Genomic DNA, 16,538 nt, shown 5'->3' on the forward strand with positions numbered 1-16,538 from the left:
TGACGTGAGAGTGCTAAATTATTACAATAATGGTATCTGGCACTTTACCCCTGCAAGTGCCAAAATAAGCCAATGACTCCAAGACAAGCCCAAATTTTAGCATCTATCGTCGAAACTTACGCCCAAACAGCCGAACCGGTTGGTTCGCTGGCACTCAGTCAACAAATGACTTATTCGCCAGCCACTATTCGAGCCGAGATGATGGCCTTGGAGCAAACCGGCCTGATAACCCATCCCCATACCTCGGCCGGTCGAGTGCCGACCGATCAGGGTTATCGGCATTACGTTAACAATTTAGGCACCCCAGCCACTAACCGGCGAATCGAATATGCTTTAACCAAGCGCATTTCTGGCGCCGGTCCGGCCGATGAAGCCATCAAAACGGCTGCCAGCTCGCTATCTGAGCTAACCCATAATCTGGGGCTAGCAACTCTCTCGCAAGGCGTCTTCACGGCCGGCCTGACCCAGCTATTTTCCCAGCCGGAATTCAGCGATCACTTGGCCGCTCGCCAAACCTATGAGGTCAGCCGCCTGCTAGACAGTTTGGATCAATGGTTGGTGGAAGCTGCTCCAACTGGGCGCGTTAGCGTCTACATTGGGGCCGAAAATCCGATTGGCAAATCCAGCGGCTGCTCACTGATCGTTTCCCGCTTTAGTTCACCTTACAGCGATCGTAGCTACATCGGTGTGCTGGGACCAACGCGGCAAAACTATAACCAAGTTATTGGGCTGGTTGATTACGCCAGCCGCATATTGGAGGAAGAATTAGTATGACGGCCGAAAAAAAGACAGCCAGAAAACCAAAACCGATCGGGTCCGATCAAGCTCTGGAGGAGCTCAAATCTGATTTGCAGCGGGTCCAGGCCGACTTTGTTAATTTTCGTCGTCGAATTGAAGGCGAGCGGGGAGAATTAATGGAATCCGCCAAGGTCATGGTGGTCGAGGAATTGCTACCTCTGTTCGATAACCTCGATCGCGCCCTCGCCCACGCTCCGGCTGAACTGGCGGGCAACGCTTGGGTGCAAGGCGTGGAACAAGTAGCTAAGCAGGTCACAGAAACTCTAGCGAACTTGGGTGTCGAGGTTTTTGGGGCGGTGGACGATCATTTTGACCCCAAACTGCACGAAGCCATTGCCCACGAGGGCGAGGGCGAAGCAATTATCGAAGTATTTCAAAAGGGCTATCGCAGCGGTGAGCGCGTTATCCGGCCGGCGATGGTCAAGGTCGGACACTTAAAGAAGGAAGGCAAGTCATGACTATAGAACGTAATGGTGGTGAACCAGAATCTGACCAACAAGCTGCCGAGCGCTTAGCAGCTGAACTGGACATGCATAGTGCTGACACCGGAGAGATTGCTGACATATCGAAGATTTCAAGAGCTACTTGGGAAGGTCGATCCGCGACTGACATCATCGCCGAGTATGGAGGGCTTGAGGGAGTTGAACGTCAGATTGGGTCGGATGCAGCTAGGGAGCTCGAAGAACGCGCTGTAAGAGAAGAAAAGGACGATATTGAAAGTCAAGAGAAAGGAGACAACTAATGGGTAAAATTATCGGAATCGATTTAGGTACAACTAACTCGGCCATGGCCGTTATGGAAGGCGGGCAACCGACCGTCGTTCCCAACGCCGAGGGTGGCCGCACTACGCCATCGGTGGTAGCAGTTAACAAAAATGGCGAACGCTTGGTGGGTCAAGTGGCTAAACGCCAAGCTGTTATCAATAGTGAAAACACCATCTTTAGCGTTAAGCGTCTAATCGGACGCAAGTTCGAAGACGATGAGGTTCAGCGCGATATCAAGCTGATGCCTTACAAGATTGAAAAGGGCAATGGTGGCGTCAAAGTCAAAATGGGAGATAAGAGCTACAGCCCAGAGGAAGTTTCGGCCATGATCCTAGCCAAGCTGAAGGCCGATGCCGAGGCTTTCACTGGCGGCCCAGTAACGGAAGCCGTTATCACTGTACCCGCCTACTTTAACGATGCTCAACGCCAGGCCACCAAAGACGCTGGCAAGATCGCTGGTCTTGAGGTCAAACGCATTATCAACGAGCCGACCGCGGCCGCTTTGGCCTACGGCCTCGATAAAAAGAAAGAAGAAAAGATTGTGGTTTACGATCTAGGTGGCGGTACCTTCGACGTATCCGTGTTGGAATTGGGCGATGGCGTCTTTGAAGTTAAAAGTACCAACGGTGACACCCATTTGGGTGGCGACGACTTTGACCTCGTCATCATGAACCACTTGGTGGATGAGCACAAGAAAGAGCAGGGCATTGATCTCAAAAATGACAAGGCCGCCCTGCAACGACTCAAAGAAGCCGCCGAGAAGGCCAAAATCGAACTGAGTTCCACCACCGAGAGCGAAATCAATCTACCGTTCATTACGGCCGATGCTTCCGGTCCTAAGCATTTTACCCACAACCTAACGCGAGCCAAATTGGAGCAACTGGTCGGTGATCTGATCGAAAAAACTGCTAAACCTTGCCAGTCAGCGCTAAAGGATGCCGGTCTTAAGGCTAGCGACATCAACGAAGTCATCTTGGTTGGCGGTATGACTCGCATGCCGGCGGTTCAGGCCAAGGTTCAAGAACTCTTCGGCAAGGAACCCCTCAAGGGTGTTAACCCGGATGAGGTGGTGGCCATTGGTGCGGCCGTGCAAGGCGGTGTGCTGGCTGGCGACGTCAAAGACGTGCTATTGCTGGATGTAACTCCTCTGTCATTGGGGCTAGAAACCCTGGGCGGTGTATCGACCAAGCTGATTGAGCGCAACACCACTATTCCGACTTCTAAGAGTCAGGTATTCTCAACCGCCGCCGATTCGCAAACGTCCGTTGAAATTAACGTATTGCAAGGTGAGCGCGAATTTGCCAAAGACAACAAAAGTCTAGGCCGCTTCATTCTGGATGGCATCCCCCCGGCACCACGCGGCATACCGCAGGTCGAAGTGACTTTCAATATTGACGCTAACGGCATCGTTAACGTCAGTGCTAAAGATAAAGGCACTGGCAAGGAGCAACACATTACCATTCAGCAAAGCGGCAACTTGAGCGAGGATGAAATTAAGCGCATGCAAGCTGAGGCTGAGGCTCACGCTGATGAAGACAAGCAAAAGAAAGAGCAAATTGAGGCCAAGAATCAGCTTGATGGCATGATCTACACAGCCGAAAAAACCCTCAAAGACGCCGGCGATAAAGCATCAGATGAAGATAAAAAGGCGCTGGAAGAAGCCATCACCGAGGCCAAGACCAAGCTGGAGAGCGAAGACAAGGACGAGCTGGACAAGGCTGCTAGCGACCTGAGCGAAAAGATGCAAAAAGTTGGCGCCGCTATGTATGCGGCTGACGCCCCTGGAACCGATGGTGCCCCGGAAGAAGTCGAAGCTACCGAGAAAGACGGTGAACCGGTTGAGGGTGAGGTGGTCGAGCCCGACGCTGCCTCCGGGCCAAGCGAAAGTGAAAATCCGAAAGAAGAAAAATAAGAGGTGAGGCATGACTAAGCTAAGCGACAAAATAAGAAAAGAACTTAGCTTAGTCGAGTCTCCGTCCGAGATGCCAATTAAGATTATTGCCGTCGATGGACATGGCGGTTCGGGAAAATCAACTTTGGCTGGACAACTATCTCAAGAACTAGGGGCGACAGTTGCGCAGGTGGATGACTTTGCATCATTCGACAACCCATCTGACTGGACAGAAAAATTCGTTGAATCTGTTATTAAGCCAATTAAAGCTGGAGCTAAGAGCCTAAGCTATTCTCGCAGCAAATGGTGGCCGGATCACGACCCTCAGCCAGTTGAAGGACAACTTGTTACCCCAATCATGATCCTTGATGGTGTTAGGTCAAACCGAAAAGAGCTTAGACCTTATTTAGCGTATTCTATTTGGGTTGAAACCCCCGAAGACCTATGTTTGGCGCGAGGCATAGAGCGAGACAAAAAACAGGGTACCGAGGAAGATATCAAAAAGATTTGGCAAGATTGGCTTAAAGATGAAAATGCCTATATTCAGCGAGATCAACCGAAAGAGAACTCAGATATAATTGTTGATGGTACAGAGGGTTACTAATGGCAACGACTAAAAAAGATTATTACGAAGTTCTGGGCGTGGCCAAAACGGCATCTGATGAGGAAATCAAAAAAGCCTATCGCAAGCTGGCCATGGAGCATCATCCGGATAAGCATGGCGGCAGCGATGCCAAGTTCAAAGAGGTGGGCGAGGCTTACGAAGTCCTAAAAGATCCGCAGAAGCGTCAGGCTTACGATCAGTTTGGACATGCCGATGCTCAGGGCAATCCTTTTGGTGGTGGCGCTGGCGGAGCTGGCTTTGACCCCAACAACTTTGACTTTAGTAACATGGGCGGCGTTGGCGATATCTTCGATATGTTCTTCCGCGGAGGCGCTGGCGGCCGAGCCCGCCCCCAAAGTGGCCGTGACCTTCAAGTTACCTTAACGCTCGATTTCAAAGAGGCCGTCTTTGGTGCCACTCGCGAAATCCAATTGGACCTAGACGACACCTGTGATCGTTGCGCCGGCAAAATGGCCGAACCGGGCAGCGGGCTTAAGCAATGCCCGACTTGCGATGGCAGTGGCGTGGTAACCAAAGTTCAAAGCACCATTTTGGGCAGTTTCCAACAGCAAAGCATTTGTGGCACCTGCGAGGGGCTGGGTGAAGTACCAGAAAAGCCCTGCACCAAATGCCATGGCAGTGGGGTGGTGCACAAGGCCAGAAAGATCACTATCAAAATCCCGGCTGGGGTCGATAATGATGCAACTATTCGCATGAGCGGCCAAGGTGCTGCCACTCGAGGCGGTCGCAAAGGTGATCTTTATGTTCAGATTTTAGTTCGCAGTAGCAATCAATTTACCCGCAGCGGCCACAATATTTTGAGCCAAGCTACCATCGGCATGGCTGATGCTGCTTTGGGCACCGAGGTGCCGGTGGAGACGGTTGATGGCCCAGTTAAATTGAAAGTTCCAGCCGGCACACAAAGCGGCAAAGTTATTAAATTGAGCGATCGGGGTGTGCCGCTAGTTAATAGCTCGCGCCGGGGCGATCACTTAGTGACGGTTAACGTCATAACGCCAACTAAGTTAACCCAGCATCAAAAACAGCTATTGGAAGAGTTCGCCAAAGATGACGGTAAAAAACATTTTTGGAATAAATAGATATTCTACTTCTATCATTTCTCTCCCCACCAATTTTTTATGTAAGCTCACTCTTCTTACCCCCATTACGACTACTAACTATGTCGATACAAAAAAATTGGTGGGGTGGGTTTCTTTTCTAGATCATCTAGAGCAGATTGCTCATGGGTATACTCCTACTATCTATTTCTTCGCAATCTGCTGTACGGAAAAAGATAATGGTCGTTCGGCCTAAGCAAACTGTCTCCCTAAGGTCTTACTAGACCTTTTATTAATCCAATCATCTAGCCAGTTTGAGAGGCCGAACGACAAAGACGCAGGGCAGAGGGTATGGGAGGAGAAGGAGTTGGAGCGAGTGAATGGGTTGGGATATTAAACTTCGTCGGGTTTGGTCTGGGCCGATTCCAGGGCTTCATGAGCCTGCATGATTTGATCAGCCAGGGTCTGCGGAGAGGGCACTTGTTTAAAAGAAAAATTCTCCTCTTCCCCCGCCGTCTCAATTTCGATATCACCGTAACTGAGCAGGTTAGCCAATATGCCTTTTTGGCGGCAGGAGACGTCTTGCAATTTGATCAGACTAAATTGCGAGACACTATGGTCGAACAGGCCCCGTCTGGTGTATTGCATTATATGGTGGTTAGTCAACACAATCCGATTTTGGCGATAAATCCAGATTGCCAGGAGTGCAATTCCGATGATTAAGACCCAGTAAATAAAAGTCAGCGCGCTAATGCCGGCAACTGGGATGTACTGGTTCACTGTGTCGGTGTGGCCCGCATAATAGCTGCTAGCCGCAACGAATACCAAGGCTAGAATCAAAGTCGAAAACATCACCGGCGCTACATTAATCCAATGTTTGTGCCGCTGGGCCAAGATTGTTTCAGTGACGGGCGCTGGTTGGTTTGGATTGGGCATGGCTAACCTCCGAATATGTTCTTATTATACGGCGTGCACCGACGTCACTCCAGAGCTGAACGAGGTTCATCCGACCTTCGGCTGTTGGTTGATCATTGTAAAAATGTGGGACGCCAGCTTTATCGTAATAAAGCTCGGGAATATCCCCCATTTTAAGCCAAGCATCTATGCTAGTCTGGGAAGTTTTTACGACTGCTGTTGTAATCAGCTTTTGGAGCTTGGCGGGCCACCCATCGCCCTTGGCCTTGTTAAGTTGACGCTGCAATCCAGCTATCGCTAGCGCTGTTTGCTTCGCCCAAATTACCCGACCGTGATACCCAAGCGTGGTGTAGCCATCGCCGGCACCGACAATAGTAGGACCAGAATCGGTGTAGAAATAATTGGGATCAAGTAGACGCAGGGCAAATGATTCAACTTGCGCGTGAGTCGGGACTCCATAGAACAAATCGTAGGCCTCGTCGAGGTGATTTACCTCCAAGCGTTGATAGCGCAGATTTGGGCCCGGCTGAACATCATATAAAGCCAAGGCGAAGGCAGTGGTACCATCTTGGTTTGAGAATCCATACCAACCACGGGGCCGCTGCCATTTAGTAATTAGCTCAGCTACCTGAGCACGATCTACACTCAGGGTTTTGGCGTGCTGGTGGATAAGGTCCAGCGCCTTGGGGTAGAGCACTACGTTGACATCATACGGAGCAATCGGGAATCCGACGCCTCTAAAGGCCTCACTACTATCGCGCCAATCGCCGACAATAAAGCGCTGATCGGTCCGCGGCTTGATTAAATTAGGGACTTTTTTAAAGGTAATTAAATCATTGCGCCTGGCCTGGTCAACAATGAAGCCGGCAACCCGTTTGAGTTTGGCCAGATCAGCTGGGCTAATCGTCTTTGCACCAAGACTACCTAGCGCCAAGAGGTAACGCGGTTCAATGTCGATCATATTGCGAGTGGTGTAGTTAGCCACAATTTTATCGACTGTTGCCCTCATTTGGTGGGTTACCAAGTTGGATTGGTTCAGCAGCATAGCTAGGTCATTAGAAACCTCTTTGGACTCATGCTCCTTTTGACTCTTAAATTCGCCGGTGATGTTTTCGTGCCAGCCCTCCCCCTTGGCATTAATGAATTCAAAAACCTGGTGATACATGTAGCTTAGGGCTTCTGGAGTTAAGTCGGCTTGGCCCAGCTCAGCCGATTCCATCCAATCGCGAGTAATGATAGTCCCAAAACCATAGCCACTGGTTTTGTTGTTCCGAACTAGGTGGGTGATCTCGAGGGCAGTGCGGTCGAGTAATTGGTCAACCTGGTGACTAAGAGATTCGCCCAAGAACTCCGTTTGGATAGGTGCACTTGCGACCACTTGGTTAATTTTTGGAACCGGTAAGCTATCGGTGATCGTTCTAAGCCGAAAACTGATTGCCGAGGCCGGGCTGTCCAAATAATAACCCCGCTTAGACTTGTGCCGATGGACTTCGGTGTTTGCGTCGAAGACAGTTTCAGTACCATACCAATGATCATCATAGCTACGCCGATACTCGATTTTGTAGCCCTCAGGCGTTAATTCAACACCAATGTAGTGGGGGGCCAGATCATTCGGAAAACGATTATAAACTTTGGCGTAGGTCGGCAACGGATGATGCTCACGTTCTGTAATATCACGCAACCGGCGAATGTGACCCATCACGGGGTCGTGCAAAAATAGTTTGGAAGCTAAAATTTCGCCTTCTATTACCAACTGACCATCGTCAACAAAAACACTTTTGATATTGAGTTGATCTCGGTAAAGATCCACGGAGCCGTAGTGTAAGTGGTTATTGGGACCGACAATTCGTAGTTGACCCAGGCTATCAAAATCAACGTAGTAGGCGCCCTCAATCCAGATGTTCGCCGCTAGTTTCATCACCTCTCCATTAGCTACAGCAACTTGGCTTGATCAGACCTTTCGATTGGGTCGGCGCCCATGTGCGTATAGGCTTTGGTGGTTACGCGCCGACCCCGGTTGGTCCGCTCCAGTAGCCCGATTTGCAAGAGATAGGGCTCGTAGACGTCTTCAATGGTCGAGCGTTCCTCTGAACAAATTGCTGCCAGCGTCTCAACTCCGACCGGCCCACCGCCGTAGTTTTCGATAATGGCCGCTAGCAAGCGGCGGTCGGCGTTATCCAAACCGAGTTCGTCGATTTCGAGCAAATCAAGGGCTTGGCGAGCAATGGGGGCTGAGATGGCGTCGACTTTTTTGACTTGAGAATAATCTCGAACTCGTTTGAGCAGACGATTAGCAATACGGGGCGTTAGGCGCGATCGCTCAGCAATTTCGGCTGCTGCTGCATCGTCCAATTTTACACCTAAGATACGAGCCGAGCGGCGCAAGATTTGAACAATTTCGTCCGGGGCGTAGTAATCCAAGCGATGAACCATACCGAAGCGATCACGCAGCGGTGCAGACAGCGATCCGGCCCGGGTGGTGGCACCAATGATGGTGAAGTTAGGCAAATCCAGGCGAATTGATTTAGCGCTGGGACCCTTGCCCAACATTATATCCAAGCCAAAATCTTCCATGGCCGGATACAGAATTTCTTCGACGTTGCGAGGCAAGCGATGAATTTCATCGATAAAGAGGACATCTCCATCGCTCAAATTGGTCAAAAGGGCTGCCAGATCCCCGGCCCTTTCGATGGCCGGACCTGAAGTCACCCGAATATTGGCCCCCAGTTCGCGCGCAATCACTCCAGCTAAGGTGGTTTTGCCCAACCCCGGCGGTCCGTAGAGTAAAATGTGGTCGACAGTTTCCCCTCGCCCTTTGGCGGCTGTAATTGCTACGTGCAAATTGTCCTTAATGCCACTTTGACCAACATATTCATCAAAAGCCCTCGGCCTCAGAGTCTCTTCGATCTGCTCGTCTTCCGGACTATTATCGTGGGCGCTTAAGCGTTCGATCATTTGGCCAACCCTTTCAAGGCCGCTTTGACGCGTTCAGCGGGGTCCACTACCTCGGTGGGAACTTTAGCAGCCGCTTCGGCCGACTGAGAACTAGAATAACCCAGACCCACCAGAGCTTGATAGGTTTCATCCTGAGCTTGAGCAGCTGGGGCATTAATTTTGCCTTTGAGTTCTAGGGTGATGCGTTGGGCCGTTTTGTTACCAATGCCACTGACGCCGCGTAATATATCCGGGTTGCCAGTAGCGATGGCCTGGTTAAGCTTGGTTGGGGTAGCGGCTTGCAAAACTGCCAAGGCAACTTTTGGCCCAATGCCGCTAATAGTTAGGAGTTTGCTAAAAAATTGGCGATCCTCGGCCTGGCCGAAACCATAGAGAGTTTGTTGATCCTCGCGAATGTATTGGTGGGTAATAAAGGTTACCTCGTCGCCGATTTTTTGGTTAGCGAGATCACGCGCTAGAGCCAATACTTCGTAGCCGACACCGCCAGCCTCGACGATGGCGCTATCAAAAGTCTTCTCGACTAGCTTCCCCCGAATGCGCGCGATCATATGGTAATTGTACAGGTTTAACCAGGTGAATCAAAACCGCCGTCGGATGATTTTAGGGCGTTTGGACGCTTTGGGCGGCCGCAATGGCGCAGGCCAATGCGTCGGCCGCATCATCTGGCCTTGGGAGTTCGGACAAGCTTAGCAGGGTCTGGACCATTTCTTGAATTTGGCGCTTGGTAGCTTTGCCATAGCCAGTGACAGCTTGCTTAACCTGCAAGGGCGTGAATTCAACCACCGGGATACTAGCCTCAGCGGCGGCCAGTAAGACCACCCCGCGAGCCTGACCGACGCTAATAGCGGTACTGGAATTGCGAGCAAAGTAGAGTAATTCGACGGCCATTTGATCGGGTTTGTATTCGCCCACCACTTGGCTGATTTCGCGCTTGATGGTTAGCAGGCGATCGGGCATATCGGCCGCCGCTGGGGTGGTGATGACACCCCCACCAATGAATTTAAGTTTTTGGCCTTGGCTATCAATGATGCCAAAGCCGGTTGTGGCTGTGCCCGGATCGATGCCCAAGATTCTCACTGCTCGGCCAGCTCAAGTTCGCCTGCCACCTCGAAGTTGGCGTAAGTTTCGGTAACGTCATCCAAATCATCCAACGTTTCCATGATGGCAATCAGCTGGTTCAAGATTTTACGGTCGCTGATAGTGACGCTGGTGCGCGGAATGTAGGCCAGCTCAGCCGAATCAATCGGTCGGTTCTGCGCCGCTAGAGCTGAGCGCACCTGATCAAGTTTGGCGGCTGGAGTGTAAACATAGAGCTTGCCATCTTCTTCGTTCATATCATCGGCGCCGGCATCGATGGCGGCTAGCTCAGCCTCATCGCCAGTTTGATTTAAGACGATTTGCCCCTTTTGCTCAAACTGAAAAGCCACCGCGCCAGCCTCGGCCAAGCGCCCGCCATGTTTGGTAAAAGCGCTGCGGACTTCGGAAGCGGCTCGATTACGATTATCGGTTGCGACCTCCACCAAAATGGCCACGGCTCCTGGGCCGTAACCTTCGTAGAGAATTTCCTCAACTTGGGCCCCACCTAATTCGCCGGTGCCTTTTTTGATGGCTCGCTCAATGTTGGCCTGAGGCATATTGGCCGAGCGGGCCTTGCCCATGACTAGTCGCAGCTTAAAGTTCACTACTGGATCGCCACCGCCTTGCTTGGCCGCAATAGTGATGGCATTGGCGAGCTTAGTAAAAGCCGCGCCCCGTTTGGCATCGGCCGCCGCTTTTTGGTGTTTTATACTATGCCATTTGCTGTGTCCGGACATGATCTGCTTCCCTGTTAATATCATTATACCAGGTTGGAGGTGTAGGACGCTTGGGCCAAATCGCAGCTAGCCAACCAATGATTAAGCCGTACCATGCAATCATGAAACCGATCGAAACTTGAACAGTGAGCGGGTGTAATTTTGATCCAGTTTCAATCACTCCAACGATGAAGCGCAAAAGCAAGATGGCGGGCCAAGCCAACCAGCCGCCCACCAGTGGCACGGCCAGGCCTGCCAACCCAGCCACGAAGCTGGCTAGCATGGCAATTGGTACCAACGGCATGACGATCAGATTGGTCAGTGGTGCAATTGGCGTAAAAGTCCCGAAACTATGTAAAATCAGGGGCAAAGTTAAAAGATAGGCAGCTAGAGCTTCCAACGCAATCATGCCTAGGGGGTGATTAGATAGGCCTAAGCGTTCCCCCAATATCGGGGCCACGATCAAAATGCCAGCAAAAGCCGCGAATGATAGCTGCCAGCCTAGATCACTATAGAGGGCATGCGGATTCAGGCCAGCCGTCAAGGCTGCCACTAAGGCGATAAGTAAAACGGGTTTGATGGTCCGGCCATAGTATCCGGCTGCTAGTACCAGAATTGAAACGGCTCCGGCGCGGACGATTGAGGCACTGGCGCCAGCTACGGCCACAAAGCCGCCAATTAGCCATAAGCTCAAGGCTAATACAAAGAATTTACTGGAATTTCGAAAAACTCGCCGCACACCATCAACCAAAATCGTCAGATTGTAGCCGCTAACCGCCACTAGGTGACTAAGGCCCACAGCCGCTAATTGGGCTTGCAAAGTTTTGGGGATTAAAGCTCGAGCACCGATTAATAAACCGAGGGCGAATGAGGCCAGAGGCTCAGGAATCATGGCCCGCTCGGCGGCAAAAAACCTTAGTCGCCAACGTTCTAACCAGCTGATATGGTCACTAATAATTTGGGTTTGAGGGAAGCTAAACTCAGCTTGATTGGCACCGATTGAAGGTTTTAATTTTCCAACCAAGGCAATTTGATAGCCACGTCGGATGGGCAAGCGGTGAGTAAAAACAGCGATGTTCGTGCGATAGGGCCGATCGTCCAGCCGGCTGGTCGCCAGACTGAAGCTCAATTGGTTCTGATCATTCAGGGCCGGATCGTCTCTGACTACACCTTCGAGGCGAACACTTTGACCAAAATGGCTGGCGAGTATTTGATCGCTCCAGCGCACCTGCCCAGCCCGCCACAGACCCAGCGTTAGCGCCATAATGATTATTGCCAGATTACGCCAACGACTACGCCCGAGTACCAAGGTGATTGCAAAAAGGCCAACCACAAGTGCACCCGAGACAAACATCGGACGCCCAATCACCAACCCAATTAAGAAGGCTAAGCTGGCTGCAGTTATGAGAGTAGTTTGATGAATAGTCGTTTTCATGGAGGCTAGTTTTTACCCTCCGATTGAGATTATTTTAGCAGACAAGTATTAAAGTGAAAGGGCCGACCACCTAAGTGATCGGCCCGAGGCTTGCTAGAGCCGTTGGCGGCTGCCAAATTGTCGCCCGACTGTGGCTTCGACGTAAATCTGGCGGTTGGGGTAGCGGCGTTTGGCCCAGGCCAGACAGTTTTGCAAGTACTGCGCTCTCCTGTCTTTGGCCGCCTCATTGTCGTCTCGTCCCCAGTCTCTGTCATCGTCCGCCGGCAAGCACTCGACGATGTTGATGACAATTTGGTAATGGTAGACCATTAGGGGCTCTCGGCGTTTCATGGCATGACTCCTTGGTTAGAATGTCATGCCCCTTACTCCGTTCGCTCGCTTCCAGTGGCCCGTGAAGGATTCGAACCTCCGGCCTCACGCTTTTCAAGCGCGCGATCTCACCAACTGATCTAACGGGCCGAGTTTTTAACGACTTCGTCGAGATTGATCTTGCCGCTCAAAATGTCCAATAGGACCTGCGGATACAGCTCGCGCTCTTGGACTTTGATTCGCTCCCAGAGCGTCTCAACGTCGTCGCCGTCTTCGACTGGGACTCTAACCTGCCCCAGTATATAGCTTTCGTCGTCGAGCACTTCAGTAGCGATGTGGACGGTCGAGCCGGTTTCGCTGACTCGAGCAGCCAGAGCATCGCGAACAGCATATTCGCCTTTGAACGCTGGTAGGAGGGCCGGGTGGATGTTCAAAATCCGCTTGTCGTAGTCCTCGAATATGACGTCGTGGAGGATGGTAAAAAACCCAGCCATAGCCACAAGCTTGATGCCGTTCTCCTGTAAGGCTGCGGCGACCGCGCGGGTAAAGCCCTCGCGGTCCCAACCCTCACCGATTTTGGGCTTGTAGCCAAACTCCCTACGATCAATCAGCACTGCTGGGATACCGGCAGCTTGGGCGATTTCCAGCGCCTTGCACTGCTTATCGGCTAGCACCAGACTGATCGGGACTTTGTGCTCAATCATCGATGCCAAGATGGTGCCACTACCTGAAGCTAGGACTGCAATCTTCATCACGCGTACTCCTCTTTCGCCCTCATTCAAGCGAACGGGCTTAATTATCAAACAGAACATACTTTCTGGCAACCGTAAGTAAAAAGACCCCTTTGAGGTATTTTGTGTTGATGCGTTTAGTTTCTTAAACCGATAAATATCAACAACACAGCCATAACCATGAACAGCCAACGAATTATTGAGCCAAGCCCATTGAAACCAATCTCATAAGGAAATATCGTCAAATCCCACAACTTCCAACCATAATCGGGGTCGCCAGATGCATATCTGATTAAGTCGTGAATAGTAATTGCAAAGATAATAATAATTCCGATTACTACCATTGCTTAAGTATACAATAGAGTTATGAGCGAAGAATCAATCTTGACTCTCCACCCCCAGGGCAAGAGCGGGCGCAATATTAGTAAGTCTAAATACGATACTATGAAGGCGGCCATAACTTCCGTGCTCCACGATCAGCGTCTAACTCAAAACCAACTCATGGCAAGAGTCGAGCTAAAGCTGAGGGGTACGTTTGAAGGCAATATTTCTTGGTACGCCGAAACGGTCAAGCTTGATCTGGAGGCGCGGAATGTTATTAAACGCACCAGCGACCAGCCGCAAAAGTATTATTTAGCTAACTAGGTTTCCAATCTAATAAATCTAATGCAGGGCCCAGAGGGACATCGTCCGCCAGCTGGCGGACTCATCCTTCGTCGCTTACTCGGTGCAAGCACCTGCGTGAGCTCCTCGTAATCGAACCCAGCCCTACGGGCTACCTGGGTTCTCGTCTCACGCCCCAACGAAAAAGCCCCAGCTTACGCTGAGGCACTTTCGTTGGAGGGCCCAGTGGGACTCGAACCCACGACGCAGAGCTTAAAAGGCTCTCGCTCTGACCAACTGAGCTATGGGCCCACGTCCAAATTGTACTTCAGCTTCCGCGAGTCAATAAACTCACTCCAGCTTTCGAACAATTTCTCCTTTTGCCTTATCAAACAGCTTCGCTTGGTTTGATTTCGGCTTTTTAGGTGTGGGATCAGGTCTAGAACCAACAAACTATACCCCGAATCTGTTGATTGGTCAATCTAGCGACGTTTGGCTTGGCGAGATTTTTGGTAGGCCAAAATAACCCAAGCCACCACACTCAGTGCTGTTACGGCCGCCGAAAGTGGCAGATTCAAACTAACATCAGTGACAACAAAGATAATTAAAATGACAATGGTCACTAGGCTAGTAATTAGCGCCGGTTTTTGACGACCCCGGATGGTGGGGATTAGTGATAGAGAAAGTATGGTGATACCCGCTACGAAAATTAAATCTTGCCACTTCATTAATGCTTCTCGCCCCGACTTTGAGCGATAAAGGCCTCGGCAATAATGAAGATTGGTACGATTGCCACCAGCCACAGTCGGTAAGTGTAGAGTTCAAAAGCTAGAGTCGAATTATCGGTGATGTGAGCAAGTGTGGCGCCCTCGAGCTGACCAAGGCCCATACTGATGATTAGCCCGGCCGTTAAGACCGCTAGAATCACGGTTACACTCATGCCAGCATGAGCCCCGCGGCTGCGGTGGCGGCGACTGACTTCCAGGAGCACAATTGGAGCAATAAAGAGAGCCAGGCGAATAGCGCCGATGTTAATGTTATCGTGCCCGTGCTTCGATAAATAATCTTGGATTCCGCTGCCAAGCTGGCTGGCTAGCACAATGCCAACGTAAGTACTCATGGCCAAATTGCGGACTTTGGCGTGCCCGGCCATTAGGCCATATACCACCACCGCTGCGATGATCAAAATAATTACCAGCGTGGCACTAAAATCAATTGCGGGGATATTCATAGCCATGGTTTTCAGGTTTAAGTATAGCGCTTATGGTGCCTGATTTCGAGCCTCCTACTCGTTTAACAAATCAATTACTAGAGCCGCCGTCCACGAAAAGCCCTCAATGCCGTAGGGTTTGCCATCCAGCGGGGAGAAATATTCGCTAAAACCGGATTTCTCGACCAAGGCGAGAGTTTTGGCTCGCAGTTCGCTGGCCAAATCGTCATAGCCGTAGCGCCTGAGCCCCTGAATGATCAGCCAGTTAGTGTTGACCCACGTCGGCCCCTGCCAATAGCGCTTCTGGCTAAACCCTGGCCAATCCAGGGCGGCCGTTGGCACTGGAAATTGTGGCCAATAACGTTTGGGATCCTGGAGAAGTTCGACCAACTTTGCTGCTTGTGCCTTGGTCGCCACACCAGCAATCAGAGGGAAGAAAGTGTTGATAGAGGGTGATTTAATCAGCTGGCCAGTGGTGTAGTCGCGAGAATAAAACTCCTGGCCGTCCCAGAGTTGCTGGATGGCTCGCTTGGTCCGAGTGGCAGCGGTTGCTAGTTCGTGAGGCAATTTAGCATCAATTAATCCGGCTAAGCGGCCGAGTGATTCGTTCGATACAACCAGCAGACAATTGGTGGTCAAACTCTCCACTGCGATGGTCGGGTGTTTAAGAATTTTTTTGCCATCATAGCCTTTGCGCCGCAGTTTGGCTGCCAGCACGACGGAACGGGCGGCATCATGGAGATCAAGCCGCTCTTCGGTCGGCACAATTCGGGTATCAGGCCTCAGGCGATTGACGACCGATTTTAAACCTAGCTTTAGGCCAATATTAAGATACAGAGGCAGACGCACTCGTTGAAGCATTTCGGTCCAGGGGGGTGTATTATCCAGCCCGTTTTCCCACAAGTGTACTAGTACCACCAAGCCCGTGCCTTTAGGATCGCGCTCCCGATACCACCACTGGTGATAGGCCACTAGCGCCGGATAAACTTGGCGGATGAACTCCTCGCGCAGGGCCGAACCCAAATGTTCCGCCACGATTTCGGCTGCCATGGCAATGACTGGTGGTTGGGTGATGCCCGATGTCAAAACCTGGCGGGGGGCAAATTTGGAGCGATTGGAGCGCCAGAATTTTTGATCCAACCAGTAATCTTCGCTAGCGCCAAAAACCACATGTGGAATCATGCCGTTACCCCACTGGCTACGCAACAGTGTTTGAATTTCTTGGGCCGCCCGTACCGGATCGTAATGGGCCAAGCCAATGGCGATGAAGGCCGAATCCCACAGCCATTGGTGGGGGTAGAGTTTAGTCGAAGGCACCGTATAGTCACCTTGATCGTTGGCCGCCAACACTCGTTTGGCAGCTTGTTCGAGTTGGATTAGCTTCACCTACCTATTATAGTGCTTATGGCAAACTTCAAATAAATCTTCTTCCATCAACCGATTTTACCCAGCCCATTTTTTGTGTAAGCTCA

The 16,538-nt window shown here is 51.1% G+C and carries 20 protein-coding genes and 2 tRNA genes; 7 read left to right on the forward strand and 15 right to left on the reverse strand.

The features are described from left to right. The first annotated feature begins 72 nt into the window (after window positions 1–72). From VLE72_02915 to dnaJ, 6 genes are read left to right on the forward strand one after another with little or no spacing between them, the layout of a single operon-like run. Window positions 73–774: a transcriptional regulator gene (locus VLE72_02915; protein HSX14836.1), complete on the forward strand. Its 702-nt coding sequence runs from the start codon at window positions 73–75 to the stop codon at window positions 772–774. Beyond that, the gene (locus tag VLE72_02920; GenBank protein ID HSX14837.1) at window positions 771–1,256 is read left to right on the forward strand and encodes a nucleotide exchange factor GrpE; all 486 of its coding nucleotides are present in this window, start codon (window positions 771–773) and stop codon (window positions 1,254–1,256) included. The genes VLE72_02915 and VLE72_02920 overlap by 4 nt, the downstream gene beginning before the upstream one ends. Next, window positions 1,253–1,540 (forward strand): hypothetical protein, encoded by a 288-nt coding sequence (locus tag VLE72_02925; protein ID HSX14838.1) that lies wholly within the window; start codon window positions 1,253–1,255, stop codon window positions 1,538–1,540. The genes VLE72_02920 and VLE72_02925 overlap by 4 nt, the downstream gene beginning before the upstream one ends. Beyond that, window positions 1,540–3,474 carry a molecular chaperone DnaK gene (dnaK, locus tag VLE72_02930; GenBank protein ID HSX14839.1) on the forward strand — a complete coding sequence of 645 codons (1,935 nt, stop codon included), beginning with the start codon at window positions 1,540–1,542 and terminating at the stop codon, window positions 3,472–3,474. The genes VLE72_02925 and dnaK overlap by 1 nt, the downstream gene beginning before the upstream one ends. 10 nt (window positions 3,475–3,484) lie before the next feature. Next, window positions 3,485–4,057 carry a hypothetical protein gene (locus tag VLE72_02935; protein HSX14840.1) on the forward strand — a complete coding sequence of 191 codons (573 nt, stop codon included), beginning with the start codon at window positions 3,485–3,487 and terminating at the stop codon, window positions 4,055–4,057. Then, on the forward strand, window positions 4,057–5,157 hold the full coding sequence (gene dnaJ / locus VLE72_02940) for a molecular chaperone DnaJ (GenBank protein HSX14841.1): 1,101 nt from the start codon (window positions 4,057–4,059) through the stop codon (window positions 5,155–5,157). Before VLE72_02935 ends, dnaJ begins: the two co-directional genes overlap by 1 nt. A gap of 351 nt (window positions 5,158–5,508) precedes the next feature. Here dnaJ and VLE72_02945 read toward each other — a convergent pair whose 3' ends face one another. From VLE72_02945 to VLE72_02995, 11 genes are all read right to left on the reverse strand, one after another. Further along, window positions 5,509–6,051, reverse strand: a complete 543-nt coding sequence (locus VLE72_02945) for a PH domain-containing protein (protein ID HSX14842.1) — start codon at window positions 6,049–6,051, stop codon at window positions 5,509–5,511. Continuing rightward, window positions 6,017–7,948 carry a hypothetical protein gene (locus VLE72_02950; GenBank protein ID HSX14843.1) on the reverse strand — a complete coding sequence of 644 codons (1,932 nt, stop codon included), beginning with the start codon at window positions 7,946–7,948 and terminating at the stop codon, window positions 6,017–6,019. Before VLE72_02950 ends, VLE72_02945 begins: the two co-directional genes overlap by 35 nt. A gap of 14 nt (window positions 7,949–7,962) precedes the next feature. After that, on the reverse strand, window positions 7,963–8,985 hold the full coding sequence (gene ruvB / locus VLE72_02955) for a Holliday junction branch migration DNA helicase RuvB (GenBank protein ID HSX14844.1): 1,023 nt from the start codon (window positions 8,983–8,985) through the stop codon (window positions 7,963–7,965). Then, window positions 8,982–9,533, reverse strand: coding sequence for a Holliday junction branch migration protein RuvA (ruvA, locus tag VLE72_02960; protein HSX14845.1), 552 nt, complete (start codon window positions 9,531–9,533; stop codon window positions 8,982–8,984). The genes ruvB and ruvA overlap by 4 nt, the downstream gene beginning before the upstream one ends. Window positions 9,534–9,585: 52 nt before the next feature. Then, complete coding sequence (gene ruvC / locus VLE72_02965) at window positions 9,586–10,062, reverse strand: crossover junction endodeoxyribonuclease RuvC (protein HSX14846.1); 477 nt, start codon at window positions 10,060–10,062, stop codon at window positions 9,586–9,588. Further along, window positions 10,059–10,823: a YebC/PmpR family DNA-binding transcriptional regulator gene (locus VLE72_02970; protein ID HSX14847.1), complete on the reverse strand. Its 765-nt coding sequence runs from the start codon at window positions 10,821–10,823 to the stop codon at window positions 10,059–10,061. Before VLE72_02970 ends, ruvC begins: the two co-directional genes overlap by 4 nt. After that, window positions 10,774–12,213, reverse strand: coding sequence for a ComEC/Rec2 family competence protein (locus VLE72_02975; GenBank protein HSX14848.1), 1,440 nt, complete (start codon window positions 12,211–12,213; stop codon window positions 10,774–10,776). Before VLE72_02975 ends, VLE72_02970 begins: the two co-directional genes overlap by 50 nt. Before the next feature lie 93 nt (window positions 12,214–12,306). Further along, on the reverse strand, window positions 12,307–12,543 hold the full coding sequence (locus VLE72_02980) for a hypothetical protein (GenBank protein ID HSX14849.1): 237 nt from the start codon (window positions 12,541–12,543) through the stop codon (window positions 12,307–12,309). Window positions 12,544–12,598: 55 nt separating this feature from the next. Continuing rightward, window positions 12,599–12,672: transfer RNA gene (locus tag VLE72_02985), tRNA-Phe, on the reverse strand. Further along, the gene (locus VLE72_02990) at window positions 12,663–13,274 is read right to left on the reverse strand and encodes a formyltransferase family protein (protein ID HSX14850.1); all 612 of its coding nucleotides are present in this window, start codon (window positions 13,272–13,274) and stop codon (window positions 12,663–12,665) included. Before VLE72_02990 ends, VLE72_02985 begins: the two co-directional genes overlap by 10 nt. A gap of 116 nt (window positions 13,275–13,390) precedes the next feature. Then, window positions 13,391–13,597, reverse strand: coding sequence for a hypothetical protein (locus tag VLE72_02995; GenBank protein HSX14851.1), 207 nt, complete (start codon window positions 13,595–13,597; stop codon window positions 13,391–13,393). Between the two features lie 22 nt (window positions 13,598–13,619). On the opposite strand from VLE72_02995, the gene VLE72_03000 reads away from it, so the two are divergent. Next, window positions 13,620–13,898, forward strand: a complete 279-nt coding sequence (locus tag VLE72_03000; protein ID HSX14852.1) for a hypothetical protein — start codon at window positions 13,620–13,622, stop codon at window positions 13,896–13,898. Between the two features lie 193 nt (window positions 13,899–14,091). Here the strand turns inward: VLE72_03000 and VLE72_03005 are convergent. From VLE72_03005 to VLE72_03020, 4 genes are all read right to left on the reverse strand, one after another. Next, a tRNA-Lys gene (locus tag VLE72_03005) sits at window positions 14,092–14,168 on the reverse strand. A gap of 170 nt (window positions 14,169–14,338) precedes the next feature. Further along, the gene (locus tag VLE72_03010; GenBank protein ID HSX14853.1) at window positions 14,339–14,584 is read right to left on the reverse strand and encodes a hypothetical protein; all 246 of its coding nucleotides are present in this window, start codon (window positions 14,582–14,584) and stop codon (window positions 14,339–14,341) included. Next, the gene (locus VLE72_03015; protein HSX14854.1) at window positions 14,584–15,093 is read right to left on the reverse strand and encodes a hypothetical protein; all 510 of its coding nucleotides are present in this window, start codon (window positions 15,091–15,093) and stop codon (window positions 14,584–14,586) included. The genes VLE72_03010 and VLE72_03015 overlap by 1 nt, the downstream gene beginning before the upstream one ends. Window positions 15,094–15,141: 48 nt before the next feature. Continuing rightward, complete coding sequence (locus VLE72_03020) at window positions 15,142–16,452, reverse strand: trehalase family glycosidase (protein ID HSX14855.1); 1,311 nt, start codon at window positions 16,450–16,452, stop codon at window positions 15,142–15,144. Window positions 16,453–16,538 lie beyond the last annotated feature (86 nt).

Source organism: Candidatus Saccharimonadales bacterium (assembly GCA_035480635.1).
In the GTDB taxonomy this organism is placed as follows: domain Bacteria; phylum Patescibacteriota; class Saccharimonadia; order UBA4664; family DATIHN01; genus DATIHN01.